This is a genomic window from Macrococcoides bohemicum, assembly GCF_003259675.1.
In the GTDB taxonomy this organism is placed as follows: Bacteria; Bacillota; Bacilli; order Staphylococcales; family Staphylococcaceae; genus Macrococcoides; species Macrococcoides bohemicum.
Map to the genome: position 1 here is coordinate 368,479 of NZ_PZJG01000001.1, position 23,884 is coordinate 392,362.

The following is a 23,884-nucleotide window of genomic DNA, read 5'->3' on the forward strand; positions in this document are numbered from 1 at the left end:
ATTGAGTAGCAATAAATTGACTCAGTCTTTTTTATATTTCATTTATAAATCAGTCATAATATAGTATTATTAATACATTATATAAAGAGGTGGTGATAGAATGAACAATGAATATCCATATACAAAAGATGATGTTCTTGAGATGACAAAAGCATATTTATCTGAAGAGGACTATCAATTCGTTGTTAAAAGCTATCAACTTGCCGAAAAAGCTCATACAGGTCAATTTAGAAAAAATGGTTTACCGTACATTATGCATCCTATTCAGGTAGCTGGTATATTAGCTGAGATGAAATTAGATGGGCCGACAATAGTTGCTGGATTCTTACACGATGTTGTGGAAGATACACCATATACGTATGAGGATTTAAAGGCAATGTTTAACGAAGAAGTTGCATATATCGTAGATGGCGTTACAAAATTAGAAAAAGTGAAATATCGTTCAAAAGCAGAACAACAGGCAGAAAACCATCGTAAATTGTTTATTGCTATCGCAAAAGATGTGCGTGTCATATTAGTTAAACTCGCTGACAGATTACATAATATGCGCACATTAAAAGCAATGCCTCACGAAAAACAAGTACGTATTGCTAAAGAAACGTTAGAAATTTATGCGCCTCTTGCACATCGCCTTGGAATAAATACGATTAAATGGGAGTTAGAAGATATTTCTTTACGATATATTGACAGTATTCAATATTTTAGAATCGTCCATTTAATGAAGAAGAAACGAAGTGAACGTGAAGCATACATAGAAAATGCCATTGAAAATATTCGTAAGGAAATGGAGATTACAGGTATCCAGGGAGAAATTACCGGTCGTCCTAAACATATCTATAGCATTTATCGTAAGATGGTTAAACAAAAGAAACACTTTGACCAGATTTTTGATTTATTAGCGATTCGTGTATTAGTGGACTCAATTAAAGATTGTTATGCTGTTTTAGGTTTAGTTCATACGCTATGGAAACCGATGCCCGGAAGATTCAAAGATTATATTGCGATGCCAAAACCTAATATGTATCAGTCACTTCATACTACAGTTGTAGGTCCAAATGGTGACCCATTAGAAATACAGATAAGAACTCATGAAATGCATGAAATAGCAGAACATGGTGTAGCAGCACACTGGGCGTATAAAGAAGGGAAGACGCTGGTCAATCCAGATGAAGCGAAAAATTTAAGTAAGATGAGCTGGATGAAAGAAATTGAAGAAACGGACTCAACATCACCGGATGCTGAAGCATTTATGGAATCACTGAAGTATGATCTTCAGTCAGATAAAGTATATGTATTTACACCGGAAAGTGATGTTGTAGAATTACCTTTTGGCGCTGTTCCGATTGATTTTGCATATGCAGTACATAGTGAAGTCGGAAATAAAATGATCGGTGCGAAAGTAAATGGTAAAATCGTTCCGATTGATTATGAACTTAAAACTGGTGACATCATTGAGATTAGAACTTCAAAACATTCTTATGGACCAAGTCGCGACTGGCTGAAAATCTGTAAGTCAGCAAGCGCTAAAAGTAAGATAAAAAGTTTCTTTAAGAAACAGGATCGTTCTAGCAATGTAGAAAAAGGAAAGTTCATGATTGAAGCAGAACTAAAAGAGCAACGCATAAATATTGAAGAAGTAATGATTGAAGAAAATATAGCCGTCGTTATCGATAAATATAATTTCGCTTCAATAGATGATGTATATGCCGCTGTTGGATTCGGTGGATTAACAGCATCAGCTGTAGTTAATAAATTAACTGAACGACACCGTATCAAAGAAAAAGAACAAAGGTTAAATCAAGTACAGGAAGTTAATAAAACGTTAAATGTTAAACGTGATATTCAGACAGAAACCGGTGTTTATGTTGAAGGCATGGATAATATGCTGATTAAATTGTCTAAATGTTGTAACCCTATACCTGGAGATGAAATCGTTGGCTATATTACGAAAGGTCATGGGGTCAAAGTCCATCGTACCGAATGCCCGAATGTTGTAAATGAAACAGAGCGTTTAATAGATGTCGAATGGGTAAAATCTTCAGAAAATAAAACTTATCAAGTTGATTTAGAAATCACAGCGTATGATCGACTTGGCTTACTAAATGAAGTGTTACAAGCAGTAAATGCTACGAAGACAACATTAACACAAGTTTCTGGTAAAGCTGATATCGATAAAAACGCTAAGATTAATATTAGTATTATGGTGAAGAATGTCAGTGAATTGATGCGCGTTGTTGAAAAGATTAAACAATTGAGTGATATATACACAGTAACTAGGATATTAAATTGAGGTGTCAAACATGCGTGTAGTATTACAAAAAGTAAAACAAGCTTCTGTTAAGTCAGGAGATTATTATCAATCGATTGATCAAGGTTACTGTTTATTAGTTGGCATAGGTGAACATACAACAGAAGAAGATTTGAAAGTAGTCGCTAAGAAAATTGCCAATATCCGTATTTTTGAAGATGAACAGGAAAAGATGAATTTATCAATTAACGACGTTGGTGGCAAGATTTTGTCGATTTCACAATTTACATTATATGCAAATATTAAAAAAGGTAATCGTCCAAGTTTTACAGATGCCAAGTCACCTGAAATAGCAAAAGAGATGTATGAAAAGTTCAATGAAATACTAAGAGGACATCAACTCGAAGTTTTTCCTGGCGTATTTGGAGAAATGATGGATATTGCATTAATAAATGATGGTCCTGTTACGATTATTATTGAGAGCGTTGAGGGGAAGATACAATGAAAAAGATTGATTTAAGACCCATCCAACGTTCAAGAATTTTAAGACTAATGATTTTAGCTCTCGTTACAATATTACTGATTGTCTTATTATTTTGGCTGTTTACGAAGCAGAATAATAAACCAACAACATTATCAATGATTGAAGACGGCGCACTAAGAACTGGACCACAAGCTTTTTATCCTATTATTTTTGATGTTAATAAGGGTGAACATTTTGATATTATAAAGCATACCGGGAAATGGTATTACGTGGATAACGGTGAGAAAAAAGGTTGGATAGCAGGGTGGCACACAAATCTCAATATAAAAAAAGATAAGATTGCTGGAGCTAATCCTTTTAAAGGTAAAGTCATCATGATAGATCCTGGTCATGGTGGAAATGATCAAGGTGCTTCAAGTAAAGACGGGACGATAGAGAAAGTGATTACTCTGAAGACAAGTTTAATGCTTAAACAGAAGTTAGAAGAAGAAGGTGCTACTGTTTTAATGACAAGAAACGGTGATGAATATATTAAGCTAAAAAATAGAAAGGGTACTGCAGATGTATTTATCAGCATTCATGCAGATGCTCTAGAAGCATCTAGTCCACATGGTTTAACCGTATACTATCATCATGATAATCAGAAGGTGCTTGCAGACACATTGCATATGGCAATTAAACAAAAAGCATTGTTATCTGATCGTGGTGTTCGTCAGGAAAACTTCCAGGTGATACGCCAAACGAAGACGCCTGCAGTTTTATTAGAATTGGGTTATATCAGTAATCCTACCGATGAAAAATTAATGAATGATAAAGTTTACCGTCAAATTATTACGACGAGTATAGTTGATGGTCTGCGTAATTACTTTTTATATTAACTTGACTTTAGTAGATTAACTTAGTAATATAAACCTATTCAAACTTAACAAATGCCGTTTTAGTCTATCATTTATAGGAAATTTATTGAATAGAGACATCTATCCTGCTGAAATTAGATGATAAATTCTTATAAGATGTAACAATAGATGAGGCTGTGATATCAAAGTATCACCGATTTACATGCGTTAAATGTACTAGAGTGGGTACATTTGTACCAATTAGGGTGGCAACACGGAAAATTTTACGTCCCTTATGCATTATTTATGATGCATAAGGGACTTATTTTTTTAGGAGGAAAATAAATGATTAATATACCAAGAGGAACACAGGATATTTTACCTACAGAAACTCCAAAATGGCGATATATTGAAGATAGATTACATGCAATAGCTGCATCGTTTAACTATAAAGAAATTCGAACACCAATATTTGAATCAACTGATTTATTTGCAAGAGGTGTCGGTGATACGACAGACATTGTACAAAAAGAAATGTATACGTTTATGGATAAAGGTAATCGAAGCATTACATTACGTCCTGAAGGCACAGCAGCTGTGGTCAGAAGTTATATCGAGAATAAAATGAATGGTGATGCGAATCAACCGGTTAAATTATATTATAATGGTCCGATGTTCCGTTATGAACGCAAGCAAAAAGGACGTTATCGTCAATTCGTTCAATTTGGTGTAGAAGCAATAGGAGCAGAAAATCCTGCCATGGATGCTGAAGTTATTCACATGGTGTATTCGATCTATAAATCATTTGGCTTACAACACGTAAAAATTGTATTAAATTCAATCGGTGATCTGGAAAGCCGTAACATTTATAAAGAGGCATTAGTTAAACATTTCGAACCACATATCGAGCACTTCTGTAATGATTGTAAAAATCGATTACACACAAATCCAATGCGCATTCTTGATTGTAAAGTTGACCGTGATCAACCATCAGTTAAAAATGCACCAAAAATAACGGAATTCTTAAATGATTATTCTTTAAATTACTACAACGAAGTTAAACGTTATTTAGATATTTTAGAAATACCTTATGTAGAGGACGCAAATTTAGTGCGTGGCTTAGACTACTATACTCATACTGCATTTGAAGTAATGAGTGACGCTGAAGGGTTCGGTGCAATTACGACATTATGTGGCGGTGGGCGCTACAATGGATTGTTAGAAATGCTAGAAGGTCCGAAAGAGACGGGGATTGGATTTGCTCTAAGTATTGAACGTCTGTTACTTGCGATCGAAGCGGAAGGTATTGAGCTTGAAACCGAAGATGCTATCGACCTTTATATTGTTACAATGCCTGAAACAGTGGATGCCGGTATTAAGATTTTAGCGGATTTACGTAACAACGGTATTAAAGTTGATATCGACTATTTAAACCGTAAAATGAAAGGACAAATGAAACAGGCTGACCGTATTCATGCCAAAAATACGATAGTGCTTGGTTCAAATGAACTTGAAAGCGGTAAGATAAATGTGAAATCGATGAAAACTGGTGAAAGTACCGAAATTGAGATTGAAAAACTAGCATCATTCATAAAAGGAGAAAGATAACATGGATAAAAGAACAACATACTGTGGGTTAGTTACAGAAGAATATATAGGACAAGAAGTTGTACTCAAAGGATGGGTACAAAAAAGACGAGATTTAGGTGGATTAATTTTCATTGATTTACGTGATAGAGAAGGTATCGTGCAAGTTGTATTCAATCCAGATTTCTCTCAAGATGCATTAGCAATAGCAGAAATGATTCGTTCTGAGTACGTTGTTGAAGTAAGAGGAAAAGTAACGGAGCGAGATGCAGCTGTTGTAAATCCCAAAATCAAAACTGGAAAAATTGAAGTTCAGGTTGCTGAAGTTAACATCATCAATAAATCTGAGACACCGCCATTCCAAATCGAAGCAGAAACTGATATTTCTGAGGATATCCGTTTAAAATATCGTTACTTAGATTTACGTCGTGAACCACTTGCGAATACGTTTAAGATGCGCCATCAAATTACACGTGCTGTTCGTAACTATTTGGATGAATCAGGATTTTATGAAGTTGAGACGCCAGTACTTACAAAGTCAACACCAGAAGGAGCACGTGACTATCTAGTGCCTTCACGTGTGCAGGAAGGTAAATTCTTTGCCTTGCCCCAATCACCACAAATATTTAAACAGTTATTAATGATTGGTGGATTCGATAAATACTATCAAATCGTTAAATGTTTCCGAGATGAAGATTTACGTGCGGACCGTCAACCTGAATTTACTCAAATCGATATCGAGATGAGTTTCGTTGATCAGGAAGATGTGATGACGATGAATGAAGGTATGCTTGCACGAATTATGAAGGACGTGAAAGGGATTGACATTACTACACCATTCCCGCGTATGACATATGCAGAAGCAATGCGCGATTACGGAATTGATAAGCCTGACACACGTTTCGATATGAAATTAAAAACATTAAATAACTTAGCATCAAAAATGGACTTTAAAGTATTTAGTGAAGCAGTGAAAAACGGTGGTGCGGTAAAAGCAATCGTCGTAAAAGGTGTTGCTGATAAATATTCAAGAAAAGATATTGATGCTTTACAGGAGTTCGCAAAAATATATGGTGCAAAAGGGCTTGCCTGGGTAAAAGTTGTAGAAGATGGGTTAAATGGACCCATTGCTAAATTCTTTGACGAAGCAATAACAGCTGAATTAGTTGAACTTACTGATGCTGAAACTGGAGATTTAGTATTATTTGTCGCTGATAAGTTATCAGTAGTAAACGCAAGCCTTGCTAACTTACGTAACAAGTTAGGTAAAGATTTAGGATTGATTGATGAGAATAAATTTAATTTCTTATGGGTAACGGACTGGCCATTATTTGAATATGACGAAGTGTTAGATCGTTACTTTGCGGCTCACCATCCATTTACTGCACCAAAACCTGAGCATTTAGATTTATTGAAGTCTAATCCTGAAGCTGCTGAAGCAAATGCTTATGATGTAGTATTAAATGGTTATGAATTAGGTGGAGGATCAATTCGTATCCATAATCAGGAAGTTCAGGCACAAATGTTTGAAGCATTAGGTTTTACGAAAGAAGAAGCGGAAGCACAATTTGGTTTCTTGATGAATGCATTTAAATTTGGTGCACCACCACATGGCGGTATTGCTCTTGGATTAGACAGAATGGTGATGTTACTTGCAGGACGTTCTAACTTGCGTGACGTCATTGCATTCCCTAAAACAGCTTCTGCAACTGATCTTCTTACTGAAGCACCAAGTGCAGTTGAAACAGCACAATTAGATGATTTACACATAGCATTAAACATTAAGGAAACTGCTAACGCAGAAGAAGAAAAAGAAGATACAAAATAGTTGCAAATAAATAAATATGTGATATTATATAGTCATAAGATAGGTGTCTGAAGAGTTCGATGTTTGTTTATTCTATTTTGACCTAACACTTTTTTGATCGGGAGTCTAATAGGTTTTCTTTTAGCGCACACGCCTCAAATGGAGGACTTGCAAAATTAGAAACGGGACACCCACCTGTTTATAACAGGCCAAAATGATCAACACTTAAAACGACGGCTCACTTGGATACTATCCGTAAGGCGAGAGACTTTTGTCTCTCGTCTTTTTTTGTAATGATTAAAGCTTACTAATATGATAGGATATATTTATTGACAATAATGAATGGAGAAATGAAATGAAACATCAATTTTCAAGAAATGAACTTGCTTATGGTAAAGAAGGTTTAGAAGCACTAAAAAACAAGACAGTAATGATATTAGGTGTTGGTGGGGTCGGTTCTTTTGCGGCTGAAGCCCTTGCAAGAACAAATATTGGACACATTATCCTGATTGATAAAGATGACGTGGATATCACCAATGTTAACCGTCAAATACATGCGTTAACTACAACAGTTGGTCAGTCAAAAGTCACATTAATGGAAGAGCGTATTAAACTCATTAATCCTGAATGTAAAGTTACGCCGCTTCATATGTTCTATACAGATGAAACATATGAGGAGATCTTTAAATATGATATTGATTATGTTGTAGATGCGAGTGATACGATTATGTATAAAATTCACTTGATGAAAGAATGTTTGAAACGTAACATTAAAATGATTTCAAGTATGGGTGCTGCAAACAAAACAGACCCGACACGTTTTAAAATAGTTGATATTTCTAAAACACATACAGATCCTATGGCGAAAGTCATCCGTACAAAATTAAAGAAAGATCGTATTCATAAAGGTATTCCAGTCGTATTTAGTGATGAAAGCCCAATCGTGATTCGTGAAGATGTAAAAGCATATGTTGGTAATGCCGATGCATCTGTCCGTAAAGCGCAAATGCCACCATCAAGTAATGCATTCGTGCCAAGTGTGGTAGGGTTAATCTGTGCCAGCTGGGTTGTCAATGATATATTAAAAGATTTTCCTGTGACACGTGTGAAAGATAGATAATAGTTTCTCTTAAAAAAGCTGAAGTAAAATCAATGATGATTTCACTTCAGCTTTTTGTATGATTCAACCTTAAATTTACCTTAAAAGTTGTTGCCAAAAAGTAAATGACTGGATTTATCATGTATGATAAATATAACGGAGGTGTAAAAATGGAAGAAAATCAATTTAGTTTACAGGTTAGCAATTTAAATAAGACGATTAACAAAAGGCACATTATTAAAGATTTAAACTTTGATGTAAAAAAGGGTGAAGTATTTGGCTTTTTAGGTCCGAATGGTGCTGGTAAAACAACCACTATTCGAATGATTGTTGGCCTTACAACACCTACTTCTGGAGATGTTAAAGTTTTTGGACGTTCGGTACTAACGAATCGTAGTGAAGTCATGAAAGATATCGGTGCAATCGTTGAGAATCCTGAATTATATCCATTTTTATCTGGTTTAGAGAATTTAAAGCAATTTGCACGCATGCAGACTGGTATTTCAAAAGAAGATATTGATCGTGTTGTCAAGTTAGTTGGGCTTGAAAATCGAATTAAAGAAAAAGTTGGTCGTTATTCATTAGGTATGCGACAACGATTAGGTTTAGCACAAGCTTTACTGCATAAGCCTAAAATATTGATTTTAGACGAACCGACCAATGGATTAGATCCTTCGGGTATACGTGAAATTCGTGATTATATTAAAAAGCTAGCACGAGAAGAAAATATGTCAGTCATTGTATCAAGTCATTTAATGAGCGAAATGGAACTCATGTGTGATCGATTTGGGATTATCAAGAATGGACAGATGATTCGTATTGAAGATGTCAACACAGTAGTAACTGCAAGTGATGTTGTAAAACATGATTTTCATGTTTATCCAATCGATCAGGCAGTTAAATTCTTAAATGAAAAAGGTGTGCCATTTAAACTGAACAATGACTTGCTTTCAATAGATATTGCTTCAAAAGATGTGCCGCAACTCATACGTGATTTAGTAAGCACTGATATTGATATATATAGTGTAACAAAAGAAAAACTTTCACTTGAAGATCGCTTCATGGCATTAACAAAAGAAGGAGGCGGTAGCATTGTTTAAGTTAGTAGTTAATGAATATAATAAGTATTTTAATCGTCTTGGTACATATATTATGCTGGGTATTATCGTTGCATTTATGATTTTAGGTGCAGTGTTGAACATGCAGTTTGCGAGTGGTATTGATAATAAGACTTATTCGGATAACTGGAAATCAGAAGTTAAAGAAGATATTTCGAAATATCAGAAACGATTAGCAGAAATCGCTAAAAAACCAGAAGATAAGAAATCTATGAAAGAATTTACGGATGAAATGACTTTAGGTGACCGAGTAGCTGAATTACAATTCTATCTGAAAAAAGATGTTCAACCACCAGCAAAGAATAATTTTTATCAGACACTCATAGATACAAATGGTTTTATTTCATTTGTTACAATCATGCTGATTATTATCTGCAGCAGTTTAATGTCACGTGAACATCAGCAAGGGACAATTAAGTTGTTATTAATTCGTCCTGCATCTAGATTAAAGATTTTCTTTTCTAAATTTATCTTTGCAATATTAGCATCACTTATATTTTTAGGTTTTACATATGTAATGACAGCTATAATCGCTTTCTTTACAACAAAGATGAACCCAACAACTGAACTGGCTGTACAAGGCGATAAAGGTTATAAGATGATCAATGTATTTGAGTTATTAGGACAACAAATTTTTGCCAACCTTATTTATATTATTACTTTCGCTATCGTCGCTTATGCTTTATCAGTTATTTTTAAGAATACTGCTTTAAGCTTAGGTGTAACCTTTGCGTTAATGTTCTTCGGGGATTTAATCATTATGTTCCTGCAAGGTAAAACGAAGCTAATTGAATTTTTATGGCCGGCTAACTGGAACTTATCTCAGTACTTACCGAATAATCCAGCAGAACTAGCAGATAAAGATTTATCATTTGGCTTTAGTTTAACGTATGATATTGTAATATTAATAATTATAACAGCAGTTGCAGCGTGGATCTTTAATAAAAGAGATGTAGCAAACTAATAAACAGGCATTGAGTCATTACTCAATGCCTGTTTTGTTGTTGTTTAATATTATCATAAATTTGTTTGAGTTGTTGTTCTGCTTTACTAGTGCGCTTTGGTACATAGTATTGCTTTTTCTTTAGTGTATCCGGTAAATACTGTTGAGCGATAAATCCTGATTCAGCACTATGAGGATATTGATATCCCACACCATTACCTAAATCTTTCGCACCTTGATAGTGGGCATCTTTTAAGTGTTTTGGTATGGCACCGATTTTACCGCTTCGTACGTCAGATAATGCAGCGTCAATTGCTGAGATACCAGAATTTGATTTCGGTGATAAACAAAGTTCGATGACAGCTTGCGCAAGTGGTATGCGTGCTTCGGGAAATCCAAGTCGTTCAGCAGATTCAATCGCAGCAAGCGTTCTTGAGCCTGCTGAAGGAGATGCGAGTCCGATATCTTCGTAACTGATGACAAGTAAACGTCTGGCTATCGTCGGTAAGTCTCCTCCCTCAATGAGGCGCGCAAGATAATGCAGTGCCGCATCAACATCACTACCACGAATAGATTTTTGGAAAGCGCTCATCAAATCATAGTGCATATCACCGTCTTTATCAAATTGAAAGCTGGATTTCTGTAAACAATCTTTCGCATCTTTTAATGTGATTTTTATTGGATTTTTAGTTTCAGCTGAAAGGATTGCCAGTTCTAATGCATTTAAGCTCGTTCTAATGTCGCCTTGCGCACTTTGCACGAAATGATTGATTGCTGCTTCATCAATTTCGATATCCTCATTGCCATAACCTTTTTCCTTATCGTTTATCGCTCGAAGTAGGGCAGTATTAATATCGATTTCTGTTAAAGGATAAAGCTCAAATATTTGTGTTCTTGATCTTATCGCAGGATTGATTGCATGATATGGATTGCTTGTTGTTGCACCGATTAATATAATTTGACCATTTTCGAGATGAGGCAACAGAAAATCCTGTTTCCCTTTATCTAATCGATGAATTTCATCTAAAAGGAGAATAACCTGACCACTCATTTTAGCTTCTTCAGCTATCATCTGCATATCTTTTTTTGTATTGGTTACTGCGTTTAATTGTCTGAATTTCACTGCTGTACTGCCAGCAATCGCTTTGGCAATACTAGTTTTACCTACACCCGGAGGTCCGTAAAGAATCATAGAAGAAAGTCTTTTAGCATTGACCATTCTACGTATAATTCCTTGTTCACCTACAAGATGCTGCTGTCCAATGACTTCATCAATAGAAGAAGGACGCATTCTATATGCTAAAGGTTCCAATATATTCACTCCTTTAATAAAAGTGTACCTTATTTTATGTCAAAATGTGATAAAATTGATTTATTGAAAAGGGGCGTAATAATTATGAAAATTTCAACTAAAGGTAGATACGGTTTAACTTTGATGATATCTCTTGCTAAACGATATCAGACGAAACCAGTATCATTAAAAATTATCGCTGAAGAAAATAATCTCAGTGATCTGTATTTAGAACAACTTGTAGGTCCGTTAAGAAATGCTGGTCTCATTAAAAGCGTACGAGGTGCAAAAGGTGGTTACATGTTAATGAAAGCCCCTAAAGAAGTGACAGCAGCAGATATTATCCGTTTACTTGAAGGACCAATTACACCTGTAGAAGGTATTGAAGATGAACCCCCAGCTCAAAAGCAATTGTGGATTGATATTCGCGACGCTGTAAAAAAAGTGCTGGATGAAACGACTCTGGAAGATTTAATGAACTATAAAGAAGATGATATTATCGAAGGATACATGTTCTATATTTAGGAATAATCAAAAAAATAGTTATCGCATGTGCGATAACTATTTTTCTTCTGTAATTTCTTTTAACCATCTGAAACTTTGATATTGCTTATCAAGATCATATATATAACTTACGACAATGAATTCGTCAACGTTGAATTCATCTTGAAAAGCTTGTAATTTTTGTTTTACAGTTTCTTTAGAACCTACAAAACCAGTTTGAGTACGAGATAATGCCATTTGTTTTTCTTGTGGACTCCAAATTGCATCCATATCTTTTACTGGTGGCTGCAGCGGTTGTCTTGTATTTCGGATGATACTTAAGAAAAATTGATGCGTGGAAGTCGCCAGGTAATCAGCTTCTTCATCGGTTTCGCCGATAATCACATTCGTACCGACTATAACATAAGGTTTGTCCAGATATTCAGACTTCTGGAAAAGGTTGCGATAAATTGCGATTGCTTCTTTCATCTGTTCCGGTGCAAAGTGTCCGGCAAACGCATAAGGTAAACCGAGACGTGCAGCAAGGTGTGCTGAATCTGTTGAAGAACCAAGCACAAATATAGGTACATTTGTGTCAGCACCAGGATAAGCTTTTACAAATCCTTGTTTTTCTTCAGGTCCAAAATACTTTAACAATTCCTGAATTTCTTCAGGGAAAGTATATACACTATCGTGACGATCACGACGAAGAGCACTCGCAGTCATCATATCCGTACCTGGTGCACGACCTAACCCTAGATTTAAACGATCAGGATAAATAGTAGCCATTGTACCAAACTGTTCAGCTACAACGAGTGGTGCATGGTTAGGTAACATGATACCACCTGAACCAACCTGTATTGATTTTGTATGTTGAAGCACATGATTAATAAGCACTACTGTTGCTGAACTCACAAGACTCGGTGTATTATGGTGCTCAGCAATCCAGTATCGGTTATAACCTAGTTCTTCAGCCAGTTGAGCCAGTGATACCACCTGATCGATTGCATCCTTGTTTGTATCGCCTTTTCTTACTGGCGCTAAATTCAAGATAGAAATAGGAATATTGAGATTAGACATATAATTAACTCCTTTTAATATAGTACCGATAGTTTATCACTTAGGTCGGGAATTATGATAATTATATGCTTGTTGATAGTGGATGAAATTTTAGCGGCATCGTAGTAATAATAGTTCTGATAGCGCCATAGCTAAAAATTTTTGCGAAATTAATTTATATTTTTCTATTTTGTATAGAATAAACTATCTATTATATATAGTTGAAAATCGTTAAAGTATTTTTCAAAATGAGATTCTTTACAATTTTTACAATTAAGTTAATAAGATAGTTTTTTTTCATAAAGGGTGTTAAGATAAGTTATTGAAAAAATTGAAAGGATGTTCATAAATCATGAAGGTATATGCAGACTATGCAGCAACTACTAATGTTGCGCCGGAAGTTGTATCTGAAATAACTGAAGTATTAAGTGATCACTTTGGTAATGCTTCGTCAATACATCATATCGGGCGTGATGGTCGTCGAATTTTAGATCTGGCACGTATGAAAATTGCAAAAATAATGAACGCATCACCAAGAGAAATTATCTTTACTAGTGGCGCTACTGAATCGAATAATCTGGCGATTAAAGGTATTGCATACCAGAATCAGCATAAAGGTAAACATTTGATTACCTCTTCTATTGAGCATCACTCTGTATTACACGTCTTTGAGCAACTTGAAAAAGAAGGGTATGAAGTCACATATTTGCCTGTGGATGCACAAGGCTTTGTAACAGTTGATAAATTGAAAGATGCACTTCGTGAAGATACGATATTAGTTTCTATTATGTTTGGTAACAACGAAGTTGGTACTGTTCAATCAGTTGACGAAATTGCTGAACTATTAAAAGAGCATCAGGCAATATTTCATACTGATGGCGTTCAGACGATTGGTCATATGCCGATCGATTTAAAGTCACTAAATGTAGATTTATTTACCCTCACGGCACATAAGTTCTATGGCCCAAAAGGTGTGGGTTTACTATATGTGAAAGATAAGACGCCATTACAATTTCAGCAGCTTGGAGGCGCACAAGAGACTAAACGTCGTGCGGGTACAGAAAATATCGCTTATATCAGCGGTATGGCAAAAGCATTAGAAATTGCTACAGATAATATTGAACAATCAAGTTTAAAATTGATACAATTGAAACAACATTTTATTAACGCGCTTCAGTCTTACGATATTCCATTTGAATTGAATGGCGATATAAATGCATCATTACCTCACATCACTAATCTTTATTTTCCATTCAGCGATGTTGAGAAAATGCTTACAATCCTTGATATGAATGGTGTCTATGTATCAAGTGGTTCTGCATGTACTGCTGGTAGTATAGAACCGAGTCATGTACTTACTGCAATGTTTGGTGAACATCCACGTACAAAACAGTCGATACGATTTAGTTTTTCACATCAAATGACAGAAGAAGATATTGATTATATTGCATTACAAATTAAAAAAATTTATGAAATGAATAGAAATGAGTAGATAAGAATGACGAATGAAAAAACTAAAGTAGTAGTTGGGATGAGTGGTGGCGTTGATAGCTCAGTAACTGCGTTATTACTAAAAGAACAAGGCTATGACGTTATCGGTATATTTATGAAAAATTGGGATGATACTGATGAATTTGGTGTATGTACTGCCACCGAGGATTATGAAGATGTTATCCGTGTTTGTAATCAAATCGGCATCCCTTATTATGCAGTAAATTTCGAAAAAGAATATTGGGATAAAGTATTTACATATTTTCTCGATGAATATAAAAAAGGCAGAACACCAAATCCGGATGTAATGTGTAATAAAGAGATTAAGTTTAAGGCATTTCTGGATCATGCATTAGCATTAGGTGCTGATTATGTCGCTACAGGACATTATGCTCAAATACGTCGTAACGATGACGGTACCGTTGAAATGTTACGTGGAGTTGATAACAACAAGGATCAAACTTACTTCTTAAACCAGTTATCACAAGAACAATTACAACATGTAATGTTTCCTTTAGGGCATCTGCAAAAACCAGAAGTACGTGAAATCGCTATTAACAATAACTTAGCAACTGCTAAAAAGAAAGATTCTACAGGTATCTGTTTTATTGGAGAACGTAACTTCAAAACGTTTTTAAGCGGTTATCTTCCTGCCCAAAACGGTAAAATGATGACTTTAGATGGCATTGAAATGGGAGAACACTCAGGATTAATGTACTATACCATTGGACAACGTCATGGGCTAGGTATCGGTGGAGATGGAGATCCATGGTTTGTTGTCGGTAAAAATTTAAAAGAAAATGTATTGTATGTTGAACAAGGATTTGACCACGATGCTTTGTATAGTGACTACTTGATTGCATCTGACGTCTCATTTATCAATGATATTGATTTGTCTAATGGATTTGAATGTACTGCTAAATTCAGATATCGTCAAAAGGATACGAAGGTTACCGTTGAACGTATCGATGACAATACGATTAAAGTGATTTTTGCGGAACCTGTGAGAGCAATTACACCTGGTCAGGCAGTTGTATTCTATCAGGACGAGGTTTGTCTTGGTGGTGCAACGATTGATGAAGTATTTAAAAATTCTGGCCAATTAACATATGTGGTAACACAATAAATTTCAAAGGAGACAGCAATGTCTTCTTTTTTATTTTTTGATATAATAATACAATGAATATAATAGAGGAGAACGCTAATGAATGACGAACGCTTAATGCAATTGATTGAAACAAAACAATATGAAGAGGCACTAAAAATACTAATAGAAGCAATTGATGAAGAACCTGAAGAAGTGACACATTATATTAATATGGGAACGATTCTTCTGGATTCAAATCAACCGATTGAAGCGGAACGTTTCTTTCAAAAAGCTATTACTGTAGACCCGACTCATGGTGGTGCATACTATGGTCTGGCTAATATATATTACAATGCGGATCGATTTGAAGAAGCGATGAAATTGTATCATAAAGCCATTGAAAATGGACTGGAAGATGGTGATACATATTATATGCTAGGTATGTCATTTGTTAATCAAAGTGATTTCACGTCAGCATTACCATTTTTAATGCGTTCACATGAACTCAAACCGGATGACACTGAGATAACATTCCAATATGGTCTTGTGATGTGTCAGATGAATATGTTTGAAGAAGCATCAAAGACTTTAGAGCGTGTATTAAGTGATAATCCAGATCATACAGACGCGATTTATAATAAGGCACTTGCAGATTATATGATAACAGAAAATATCGATGCAGCGATTGTTGAATTTGAGCGTGTTATTGACATTCAGCCTGATCATCTGCTAGCTGGCCATGCATTGAAAACATTTAAAGCAATGAAGGAGGAATAAACTTGGAGAACGCCACTTTATTTGATCAATCTTATGTTAAAGGCACTATTATCCGTATACTTTTTCAGAATAACGATAACTTTTATACGGTATTAAAAGCCGAGGTAATCGATACAAATGAAGATTTTGATGATGAAGTGACGGTTACAGGTTTCCTGCCTCAAATTGCAGAGGGTGACACTTATACATTTACCGGAAAGATTATGTTACACGCTAAGTACGGGAAACAATTACAGGCAGAGAAATTTGAGAAGGATTTACCACAGTCAAAAGACGGCATCATTCATTATCTTTCCAGCGACCTATTTAAAGGTGTCGGCAAAAAAACAGCACGTACAATTGTTGAAATACTTGGCGAAGATGCACTGAATATTATTTTAGATGATAAAAGCAGTCTGGACCAGATTCCGAAATTATCACAAGATAAAAAAGATTTAATTTACAATACAATCAATGAAAATCAAGCGATTGAGAAAGTAATGATTCAATTAAATGATTGGGGCTTTGGCCCTCAGCTTGCAATGAAAATCTATCAGTTTTACAAAGATGATACGATAAGAGTGATAAATGAATCACCTTATCAATTAGTGATGGATATCGAAGGTATAGGTTTTAACAAAGCTGATGAATTAGCCCGTCATATCGGTATAGATAATAATCATCCTGAACGATTAAAAGCAGCATTAGTTTATGGTATGGAGCAGGCGTCATTACAGAATGGTCATACTTACATTCCGGATCAGATTTTACTCGAGACAAGCTTCAATCTATTAACTAAGAATGGTTCTGAAGTTAACCCTGATGCATTAGTAGATGCATTGACTGAACTTTGCGAAGAGAAGAAATTACTTGTCGAACATGAAAAAAATATTTATATACCTAGTTTATTTTATTCTGAAACAAAGACCGTTCAAATATTACACCGATTAATGAATCATCAAGATCAACTTAAGCAGTTTGAGCAATCTGAAATAATGCTTGCTATTGGAGAGATTGAACAGTTATTTGAAGTGTCATATGCAGAAAAACAGAAGGATGCTCTAATGCAGGCGATGCATAGTAAACTGATGATTTTATCTGGTGGTCCTGGTACTGGGAAAACAACGGTTGTTAGAGGTATTGTGACACTTTATGCAGAGCTGCATGGATTAAGTCTTGACTATAATGATTATGATGGGCAGGACTTTCCGGTAGTTGTTGCAGCACCAACAGGTCGTGCATCGAAACGACTCTATGAATCCACTGGATTGGAAGCAACTACGATTCATAGACTTATCGGTTGGACCCGAGATAATAAGCCTGATGATATTCTGGAAAATGAAATTACTGCAAAGCTTATCATTATTGATGAGATGTCTATGGTAGACACGTGGTTAATGTTTCAATTGATGAAAGCAGTACCAAATGACGCTCAGATCATTTTTGTAGGTGATCAGGATCAGTTGCCATCCGTAGGTCCAGGACAAGTCTTTAAAGATTTAATAGAGTCTCAAATTATTCCTCAGATTGAACTGAATGAAGTTTATCGTCAGCAGGAAGGATCTTCTATCGTTGAACTGGCACATCAGATAAAGCGAAATGAACCATTCGATATCACAAAACGATACAGTGATAGAAGTTTTATTCCATGTCAAACGGATCAAATTCCAGAAGTTATCGAGAAAATCGTTACATCAGCTGTTAATAAAGGTTACGATATGCGGGATATTCAGGTGCTCGCGCCAATTTATCGAGGTAATGCAGGGATTCGTGCATTAAATAAAGTTTTACAGAAAATATTAAATCCACCAGAAGATAAAAAGCGAGAAATGGAATTTGGTGATGTTGTCTTTAGAAATCACGATAAAGTTTTACAGCTTGTTAACCGACCTGAAGATGGTGTTTTTAACGGAGACATCGGAGAAATCGTAGGTATCTTTAAAGCGGCAGAAAATGCACTGAATAAGGATGTCGTCATTGTAGATTATGATGGGAATGAAGTAACGTATACAAAAGCTGATTTAATTGAAATTACCCATGCATATTGTTGTTCGATTCATAAAGCGCAAGGGTCAGAATTTCCGATTGTCATTATGCCTGTTGTCAATCAGTACTATAGAATGCTGCAGAAAAATATATTATATACAGGACTAACACGTGCGAAACAGTCACTTATCTTTTGCGGTGATGTTAATGCCTTTAATGATGGTATAAAAAGATTAGGAAATGCCAGATTCACTTCTTTTTATCAATTTTTAATGGATTATTTTAGCACAGATGATCAGAAAGACATTGTAAAACGGGATGCAAATGCCCATGAAATTATACATGATGAAGGATTAAATAGCTTGCCAATTCAAGTTGGTGAAATGACCGAAGAGAATATGTATCTCATTTCACCGATGATTAATATGGGAGACATATCTCCCTATGATTATGTTTAAGTTGACGGTAAGCATGTGATTCAATTATAATTTAACTAATTCAAATTTAAAGCTGAGTAGGTAATCCCTCAAGACCTAGAGACATATCGGTTGGTGAAAGATATGCTTGATATTACTGAAGCTACTTTATCTTATGATTACGAATATTAATCGAGTGATGACTTTGTCATAACTAGGGTGGTACCGCGAACACGTTCGTCCCTTTTTTAGGGATAACGTGTATTTTTTTATTTTAAGGGAGAAGATAATAATGAAACGATTAACTGCAGCAGAAATTAGACAAATGTATTTAGACTTTTTCGTAGAGAAAGGACATATGATTGAGCCTTCAGCACCATTAGTACCGATAGATGACGACACACTTCTATGGATTAACTCAGGTGTAGCAACGCTTAAGAAATACTTCGATGGGCGTGTTATTCCAAAAAATCCACGTATCACAAATGCACAAAAATCAATCCGTACAAATGATATTGAAAATGTAGGATTTACGGCACGTCATCATACATTCTTTGAAATGTTAGGAAATTTCTCTATTGGTGATTACTTTAAGAAAGAAGCAATTGAATTTGCATGGGAATTTTTAACGAGTGAGCGCTGGATGGCGATTGAACCAGAAAAATTATACGTTACAATTCATCCGGAAGATACTGAAGCGTATGATTTCTGGGTTAATGATATCGGTTTAACTGATGACCGTATTACGCGTATTGAAGGAAACTTCTGGGATATCGGAGAAGGTCCGAGTGGTCCGAATACTGAAATTTTCTATGATCGTGGAGAGAGCTATGGCCAAGATGATCCTGCAGAAGAAATGTATCCAGGTGGAGAGAACGAGCGTTATTTAGAAGTATGGAACTTAGTATTCTCTGAGTTCAACCATAACCCTGATCACACATATTCACCTCTTCCAAAGCAAAACATAGATACAGGGATGGGTTTAGAGCGTATGGCTTCTATTTCTCAAGATGTTCCGACAAACTATGATACAGATTTATTTATGCCGATTATAGAAACAACAGAACAAATTTCAGGAAAAAAATATCGTACTAATAAAGAAGATGATATTGCTTTCAAAGTGATTGCAGACCATATCCGTACAGTAAGCTTTGCAATTGGTGATGGTGCACTACCATCAAATGAAGGGCGTGGATATGTATTGCGTCGTTTACTACGCCGTGCAGTTCGGTTCGCTCAGAAATTAAATATTAATAAACCTTTCATGTATGAGCTTGTTGATATCGTAGCAAGCATTATGAAACCATATTATCCAGATGTAGATAAAAATAAAGATTTCATTAAAAAAGTAATTAAATCTGAAGAAGATAGATTCCATGAAACACTTGAAGAAGGTTTAGTACATTTCAAGGCATTAAAAGAAGCTGCACAAAATTCAGATAAACGATTAAAAGGCGAAGATGTATTCAAATTGTATGATACATTCGGTTTCCCTATTGAATTAACTGAAGAATTAGCTGAAGAAGCAGGTATTGCAGTTGATCATGAAGGATTCGAAATGGCTATGGAAGCACAGCGTACACGTGCGCGTAAATCAAGACAAAAGACGCAAAGTATGCAGGTTCAAAATGAAATGTTATCGAATATTAAAGTTGAAAGTAAATTCGTTGGTTATGATACTTTAACAAATGAAACAGAAGTAGTAGCGATTGTTGAAAACGGTGAAAGTGTAGATGCTTCAAAAGAAGATACAATACAGTTTATCCTTTCTGAGACACCATTTTATGCTGTAAGTGGTGGACAAATTGCTGATACAGGTATTGTTTCAAATGAAGATTTTGAGATAGAGGTTACTGAGGTTACAAAGGCCCCAAATGGTCAGAATCTGCACACAGGAACAGTTCGTTTCGGTAAAGTAACTGTTGGTACTAAAGTGAAGACGCAAGTAGATCCAAACTTCAGAACATTTGTAATTAAAAACCATAGTGCGACACATTTAATGCATCAGGCATTGAAAGATGTTTTAGGCACACATGTTAATCAGGCTGGTTCATTAGTAACACCAGAACGACTTCGCTTTGACTTTTCTCATTTCGGTCCAGTTACACATGAAGAAATAGAAAAAATAGAACGTATCGTAAATGAAAAAATATGGGCAAATCTACCGGTTGAAATTAATGAAATGCCGATAAAAGAAGCAAAAGAAAAAGGTGCAATGGCTTTATTCGGTGAAAAATATGGTGATATCGTTCGTGTTGTTGAAATGAGTGATTACTCGATTGAATTATGTGGTGGCGTGCATGTACGCAACACAGGAGAAATAGGATTATTCAAGATTGTTTCTGAATCTGGTATAGGTGCTGGCGTACGTCGAATTGAAGCAGTAACAAGCAAAGCAGCATTTGAATATTTATCAACGTATCAAGATACAGTGAATGATATTTTACCAAAAGTGAAAGTAAAACAGAAAGAACAATTAACTGGAAAGATTGATGAATTAACTGCTACAATCCGTAGTCAGGAAAAAACAATCAGTGAATTGAATAAAACAGTAGCATCTCTTAAGATGGGTGACATTACAGAACAAGTTAAAGAAATTAACGGACTTAAGTTATTAGCAGTGGAAGTTGATGCAGAAGATAATAAAATGCTGCGTGAACTTATGGATGACTATAAATCAAAATTACAGGATGCAGTTATCTTTATTGCTGCAGCAAATGACAAGTTAAATTATATGGCGAGTGTACCAAAAGACAAAACTTCACAAGTGAAAGCTGGAGACATTATAAAAGGTGTTGCAAATGCAACTGGCGGTAAAGGTGGCGGCCGTCCTGATTCTGCGCAAGGTGCAGCAAATGATCCAGCTGGTATTACAACAGCATTACAATTTGTGAAGGATTATATTAATACATTGTAATTAAAAATTGTTTTATAGTATGATATTATTGTATAAATGTCATACAAAGGAGTGTATTGCAGTGGAAAATTTCGATAAAACAATGAAGTTCAACATTGATGAACTGCCGAAAGAAGAAGTAAGAACTGTATTATTGAATGTTTATAATACTTTAGAAGAAAGAGGATATAGCCCGATCAATCAAATTGTTGGTTATCTATTATCTGGAGATCCAGCTTATATTCCAAGACATAATGACGCCAGAAATCAAATCCGACGTTTAGATCGTGATGATATTATGGAACAACTTGTATCAAACTATATTCAAACTGAGAAAAAAGGTAATGAATAAAGTTATTGGTTTAGATGTTGGTTCTAAAACGATTGGTGTTGCATTAAGTGATGCCATGGGTTGGACTGCACAAGGTCTTACTACACTCCGCATCGATGAAGCAAATGAAGAGTTTGGGATAACCGAACTCAAAAAGATCATAGATGAAAATAATGTTGATACTGCCGTTATTGGATTACCTAAAAATATGAATAATTCAGTAGGGCCAAGGGGAGAAGCATCAATTCGATTTAGTGAAATGTTGAAAGCAGTTTGTCCTGACATTAAAATAGTAATGTGGGACGAACGTTTATCGACAGTTGGTGCTGAAAGAACACTGTTAGAAGCGGATGTTTCACGCAAGAAAAGAAAGCAGGTCATTGATAAGATGGCTGCAGTTTTCATATTACAAGGGTATTTAAATTCAAAATAAAAAGGATGATTAAAATGACAGAAGAAATGAACAATCAGGAATTAAATGAAGCGACATTAGATATCAACAATGAAGAAGAGTTATTAACTTTATTTGATGAAGAAGGCAACGAGGTTTTATACCGTAAACTTGTTAGTTTCTTCCACCCAGGATTTGAGAAAGAATATGTTATCTTAGCTGAAGAAGGTTCAGATGAAGAGGAAGAAATCGAATTAATTCCAATGATCAATGTACCTGATAGTGAAGGAGAAGGTGGGAAATTAATTCCTATAGAAACAGATGAAGAGTGGGATATGATTGAAGAATTCGTAAACACTAACTTTGATGAAGAAGAAGAGCTTTAATCTTAAAGGAGTTTGATTATGTCGAATAGAAACAAAGAAATTAGAGATTCAAAATCTTTCTCTAAACTTCTTTCTTCTATCATTATCGGAATTATTATTATAGGCGTGTGTATTTTAGCGGTTGGTAGTTATTTTTATATTAGCTCTAGCCAAAAACCACTGAATCCAGATGATAAGTCTACTACTAAGATAGAAATATTACCTGGTGAGTCTGCAACGATGATTGGAGAAAAATTAGAAAAAGAAAAGATTATTAAAAGTAGTACGATGTTTAAATATTATTTAAAGTTTAATAATATTTCTAATTTCCAGGCAGGAAATTATGAATTATCGCCTTCTATGACATTTAAGCAGATTTCGAAAAGTCTTCAAAAAGGTGAAGTTTACATTCCAATAGTCTTTAAGATGAATATTCCTGAAGGTATTACAATCGATCAGATCGCTGAGATTGTTGAAAAGAAAACTTCAATTAATAAAGCGGATTTTGTTAAAAAAGTAAATAATCCTGCTTTCATTAAAAAGATGCAGAAGAAACATCCGAAGTTAATTACAAAAGAGGTATTTAACAAAGACATAAAAGTACCTTTAGAGGGGTATTTATATCCTGCGACGTACGATTTTACAGAAAAGAATCCAACGACTGAAGAAATCGTTGATAAGATGCTTACAGCGACTGAAGAAAATGCATTTCCGTTATGGGATAAGTATGGCGGCATTTTATTGACAGAAGCTGGTACGGAAAAGCGTTTAACGTTCCATGAATTCCTGACATTCTCATCATTAGTTGAAAGAGAAGCTACAGGACTAACAGATCGAGCGAAAATTGCATCAGTATTTATTAATCGTATGAAAGCAAACCCTGCGATGCCACTGCAGACAGACCCTACAGTATTATATGCGCTAGGTCGTCATAAAGCTGTTACATATGAAGCAGATTTGAAAGTTCAATCACCATATAACACGTACATCAATACAGGTTTACCACCTGGACCGATTGCAACAAGTGGTAAAGAATCAATGGAGAGTGTCTTAAATCCTGCAAAGACAGATTATTTATACTTCTTAGCAGCAAAAGACGGTAAGAACTATTTCTCTAAAACATATGAAGAGCATTTACAACTTAAAGATAAACATATTGATAGTCAGCAATAAGAATAGGATATTTGTCCTATTCTTTTTTAATTTTATT

20 protein-coding genes and 1 other RNA gene are annotated in these 23,884 nt (G+C 35.1%); 19 read left to right on the top strand and 2 right to left on the bottom strand.

Annotated features, from left to right (window positions below; genetic code table 11):
* Positions 1-100 precede the first annotated feature (100 nt).
* The 9 genes from BHX94_RS02615 (at position 101) to BHX94_RS02655 (ending at position 10,143) form a co-directional block, all read left to right on the top strand.
* Positions 101-2,290 carry a RelA/SpoT family protein gene (locus BHX94_RS02615; RefSeq protein ID WP_111744806.1) on the top strand — a complete coding sequence of 730 codons (2,190 nt, stop codon included), beginning with the start codon at positions 101-103 and terminating at the stop codon, positions 2,288-2,290.
* A gap of 10 nt (positions 2,291-2,300) precedes the next feature.
* Positions 2,301-2,753 (top strand): D-aminoacyl-tRNA deacylase, encoded by a 453-nt coding sequence (gene dtd / locus BHX94_RS02620; protein WP_111744807.1) that lies wholly within the window; start codon positions 2,301-2,303, stop codon positions 2,751-2,753.
* Positions 2,750-3,610: an N-acetylmuramoyl-L-alanine amidase gene (locus tag BHX94_RS02625; RefSeq protein ID WP_111744808.1), complete on the top strand. Its 861-nt coding sequence runs from the start codon at positions 2,750-2,752 to the stop codon at positions 3,608-3,610. Before dtd ends, BHX94_RS02625 begins: the two co-directional genes overlap by 4 nt.
* 303 nt (positions 3,611-3,913) lie before the next feature.
* Positions 3,914-5,176, top strand: a complete 1,263-nt coding sequence (gene hisS, locus BHX94_RS02630; RefSeq protein WP_111744809.1) for a histidine--tRNA ligase — start codon at positions 3,914-3,916, stop codon at positions 5,174-5,176.
* A gap of 1 nt (position 5,177) precedes the next feature.
* Entirely contained in the window at positions 5,178-6,983 is a 1,806-nt protein-coding gene (gene aspS / locus BHX94_RS02635) for an aspartate--tRNA ligase (protein ID WP_111744810.1), read from the top strand.
* 41 nt (positions 6,984-7,024) lie between these two features.
* Positions 7,025-7,215: non-coding RNA, 6S RNA (gene ssrS, locus BHX94_RS02640), on the top strand.
* 102 nt (positions 7,216-7,317) lie between these two features.
* The gene (locus BHX94_RS02645) at positions 7,318-8,082 is read left to right on the top strand and encodes a tRNA threonylcarbamoyladenosine dehydratase (RefSeq protein ID WP_111744811.1); all 765 of its coding nucleotides are present in this window, start codon (positions 7,318-7,320) and stop codon (positions 8,080-8,082) included.
* A 149-nt stretch (positions 8,083-8,231) separates the two neighbouring features.
* Positions 8,232-9,161 (top strand): ABC transporter ATP-binding protein, encoded by a 930-nt coding sequence (locus BHX94_RS02650; RefSeq protein WP_111744812.1) that lies wholly within the window; start codon positions 8,232-8,234, stop codon positions 9,159-9,161.
* Entirely contained in the window at positions 9,154-10,143 is a 990-nt protein-coding gene (locus BHX94_RS02655) for an ABC transporter permease (protein WP_111744813.1), read from the top strand. Before BHX94_RS02650 ends, BHX94_RS02655 begins: the two co-directional genes overlap by 8 nt.
* Positions 10,144-10,165: 22 nt before the next feature.
* On the opposite strand, the gene BHX94_RS02660 is transcribed toward BHX94_RS02655, so the two are convergent.
* Entirely contained in the window at positions 10,166-11,413 is a 1,248-nt protein-coding gene (locus BHX94_RS02660) for a replication-associated recombination protein A (RefSeq protein WP_111745081.1), read from the bottom strand.
* A gap of 105 nt (positions 11,414-11,518) precedes the next feature.
* Between BHX94_RS02660 and cymR the strand changes: the two genes are divergently transcribed.
* Complete coding sequence (gene cymR, locus BHX94_RS02665) at positions 11,519-11,938, top strand: cysteine metabolism transcriptional regulator CymR (protein WP_096076281.1); 420 nt, start codon at positions 11,519-11,521, stop codon at positions 11,936-11,938.
* A 36-nt stretch (positions 11,939-11,974) separates the two neighbouring features.
* On the opposite strand, the gene BHX94_RS02670 is transcribed toward cymR, so the two are convergent.
* Positions 11,975-12,976 (bottom strand): LLM class flavin-dependent oxidoreductase, encoded by a 1,002-nt coding sequence (locus BHX94_RS02670; protein WP_096076282.1) that lies wholly within the window; start codon positions 12,974-12,976, stop codon positions 11,975-11,977.
* A gap of 331 nt (positions 12,977-13,307) precedes the next feature.
* Here BHX94_RS02670 and BHX94_RS02675 point away from each other — a divergent pair, with 331 nt between their 5' ends.
* The 9 genes from BHX94_RS02675 to mltG all read left to right on the top strand — a co-directional run bounded on the left by BHX94_RS02675 (position 13,308) and on the right by mltG (position 23,847).
* On the top strand, positions 13,308-14,447 hold the full coding sequence (locus BHX94_RS02675) for a cysteine desulfurase family protein (RefSeq protein ID WP_096076283.1): 1,140 nt from the start codon (positions 13,308-13,310) through the stop codon (positions 14,445-14,447).
* A 6-nt stretch (positions 14,448-14,453) separates the two neighbouring features.
* Positions 14,454-15,572, top strand: coding sequence for a tRNA 2-thiouridine(34) synthase MnmA (gene mnmA, locus BHX94_RS02680; RefSeq protein ID WP_096076284.1), 1,119 nt, complete (start codon positions 14,454-14,456; stop codon positions 15,570-15,572).
* A gap of 78 nt (positions 15,573-15,650) precedes the next feature.
* Complete coding sequence (locus BHX94_RS02685; RefSeq protein ID WP_111744814.1) at positions 15,651-16,310, top strand: tetratricopeptide repeat protein; 660 nt, start codon at positions 15,651-15,653, stop codon at positions 16,308-16,310.
* Between the two features lie 2 nt (positions 16,311-16,312).
* Positions 16,313-18,733 (top strand): SF1B family DNA helicase RecD2, encoded by a 2,421-nt coding sequence (gene recD2, locus BHX94_RS02690; protein WP_111744815.1) that lies wholly within the window; start codon positions 16,313-16,315, stop codon positions 18,731-18,733.
* Between the two features lie 250 nt (positions 18,734-18,983).
* Positions 18,984-21,608 (top strand): alanine--tRNA ligase, encoded by a 2,625-nt coding sequence (gene alaS, locus BHX94_RS02695; protein ID WP_111744816.1) that lies wholly within the window; start codon positions 18,984-18,986, stop codon positions 21,606-21,608.
* A 61-nt stretch (positions 21,609-21,669) separates the two neighbouring features.
* Positions 21,670-21,939 (top strand): IreB family regulatory phosphoprotein, encoded by a 270-nt coding sequence (locus BHX94_RS02700; RefSeq protein ID WP_096076288.1) that lies wholly within the window; start codon positions 21,670-21,672, stop codon positions 21,937-21,939.
* Positions 21,932-22,351: a Holliday junction resolvase RuvX gene (ruvX, locus tag BHX94_RS02705; RefSeq protein ID WP_111744817.1), complete on the top strand. Its 420-nt coding sequence runs from the start codon at positions 21,932-21,934 to the stop codon at positions 22,349-22,351. Before BHX94_RS02700 ends, ruvX begins: the two co-directional genes overlap by 8 nt.
* A gap of 14 nt (positions 22,352-22,365) precedes the next feature.
* Positions 22,366-22,695, top strand: coding sequence for a DUF1292 domain-containing protein (locus tag BHX94_RS02710; RefSeq protein ID WP_096076290.1), 330 nt, complete (start codon positions 22,366-22,368; stop codon positions 22,693-22,695).
* A gap of 18 nt (positions 22,696-22,713) precedes the next feature.
* Positions 22,714-23,847 (top strand): endolytic transglycosylase MltG, encoded by a 1,134-nt coding sequence (mltG, locus tag BHX94_RS02715; RefSeq protein WP_242446641.1) that lies wholly within the window; start codon positions 22,714-22,716, stop codon positions 23,845-23,847.
* Positions 23,848-23,884: the final 37 nt, after the last annotated feature.

Excerpts from the sequence above, each read along its gene's own strand:
- BHX94_RS02615 (WP_111744806.1), top strand. The coding sequence starts at position 101 with ATGAACAATGAATATCCATATACAAAAGATGATGTTCTTGAGATGACA.
- dtd (WP_111744807.1), top strand. The coding sequence starts at position 2,301 with ATGCGTGTAGTATTACAAAAAGTAAAACAAGCTTCTGTTAAGTCAGGA.
- BHX94_RS02625 (WP_111744808.1), top strand. The coding sequence starts at position 2,750 with ATGAAAAAGATTGATTTAAGACCCATCCAACGTTCAAGAATTTTAAGA.
- hisS (WP_111744809.1), top strand. The coding sequence starts at position 3,914 with ATGATTAATATACCAAGAGGAACACAGGATATTTTACCTACAGAAACT.
- aspS (WP_111744810.1), top strand. The coding sequence starts at position 5,178 with ATGGATAAAAGAACAACATACTGTGGGTTAGTTACAGAAGAATATATA.
- BHX94_RS02645 (WP_111744811.1), top strand. The coding sequence starts at position 7,318 with ATGAAACATCAATTTTCAAGAAATGAACTTGCTTATGGTAAAGAAGGT.
- BHX94_RS02650 (WP_111744812.1), top strand. The coding sequence starts at position 8,232 with ATGGAAGAAAATCAATTTAGTTTACAGGTTAGCAATTTAAATAAGACG.
- BHX94_RS02660 (WP_111745081.1), bottom strand. The coding sequence starts at position 11,413 with ATGCGTCCTTCTTCTATTGATGAAGTCATTGGACAGCAGCATCTTGTA.
- cymR (WP_096076281.1), top strand. The coding sequence starts at position 11,519 with ATGAAAATTTCAACTAAAGGTAGATACGGTTTAACTTTGATGATATCT.
- BHX94_RS02670 (WP_096076282.1), bottom strand. The coding sequence starts at position 12,976 with ATGTCTAATCTCAATATTCCTATTTCTATCTTGAATTTAGCGCCAGTA.
- BHX94_RS02675 (WP_096076283.1), top strand. The coding sequence starts at position 13,308 with ATGAAGGTATATGCAGACTATGCAGCAACTACTAATGTTGCGCCGGAA.
- mnmA (WP_096076284.1), top strand. The coding sequence starts at position 14,454 with ATGACGAATGAAAAAACTAAAGTAGTAGTTGGGATGAGTGGTGGCGTT.
- BHX94_RS02685 (WP_111744814.1), top strand. The coding sequence starts at position 15,651 with ATGAATGACGAACGCTTAATGCAATTGATTGAAACAAAACAATATGAA.
- alaS (WP_111744816.1), top strand. The coding sequence starts at position 18,984 with ATGAAACGATTAACTGCAGCAGAAATTAGACAAATGTATTTAGACTTT.
- ruvX (WP_111744817.1), top strand. The coding sequence starts at position 21,932 with ATGAATAAAGTTATTGGTTTAGATGTTGGTTCTAAAACGATTGGTGTT.
- BHX94_RS02710 (WP_096076290.1), top strand. The coding sequence starts at position 22,366 with ATGACAGAAGAAATGAACAATCAGGAATTAAATGAAGCGACATTAGAT.
- mltG (WP_242446641.1), top strand. The coding sequence starts at position 22,714 with ATGTCGAATAGAAACAAAGAAATTAGAGATTCAAAATCTTTCTCTAAA.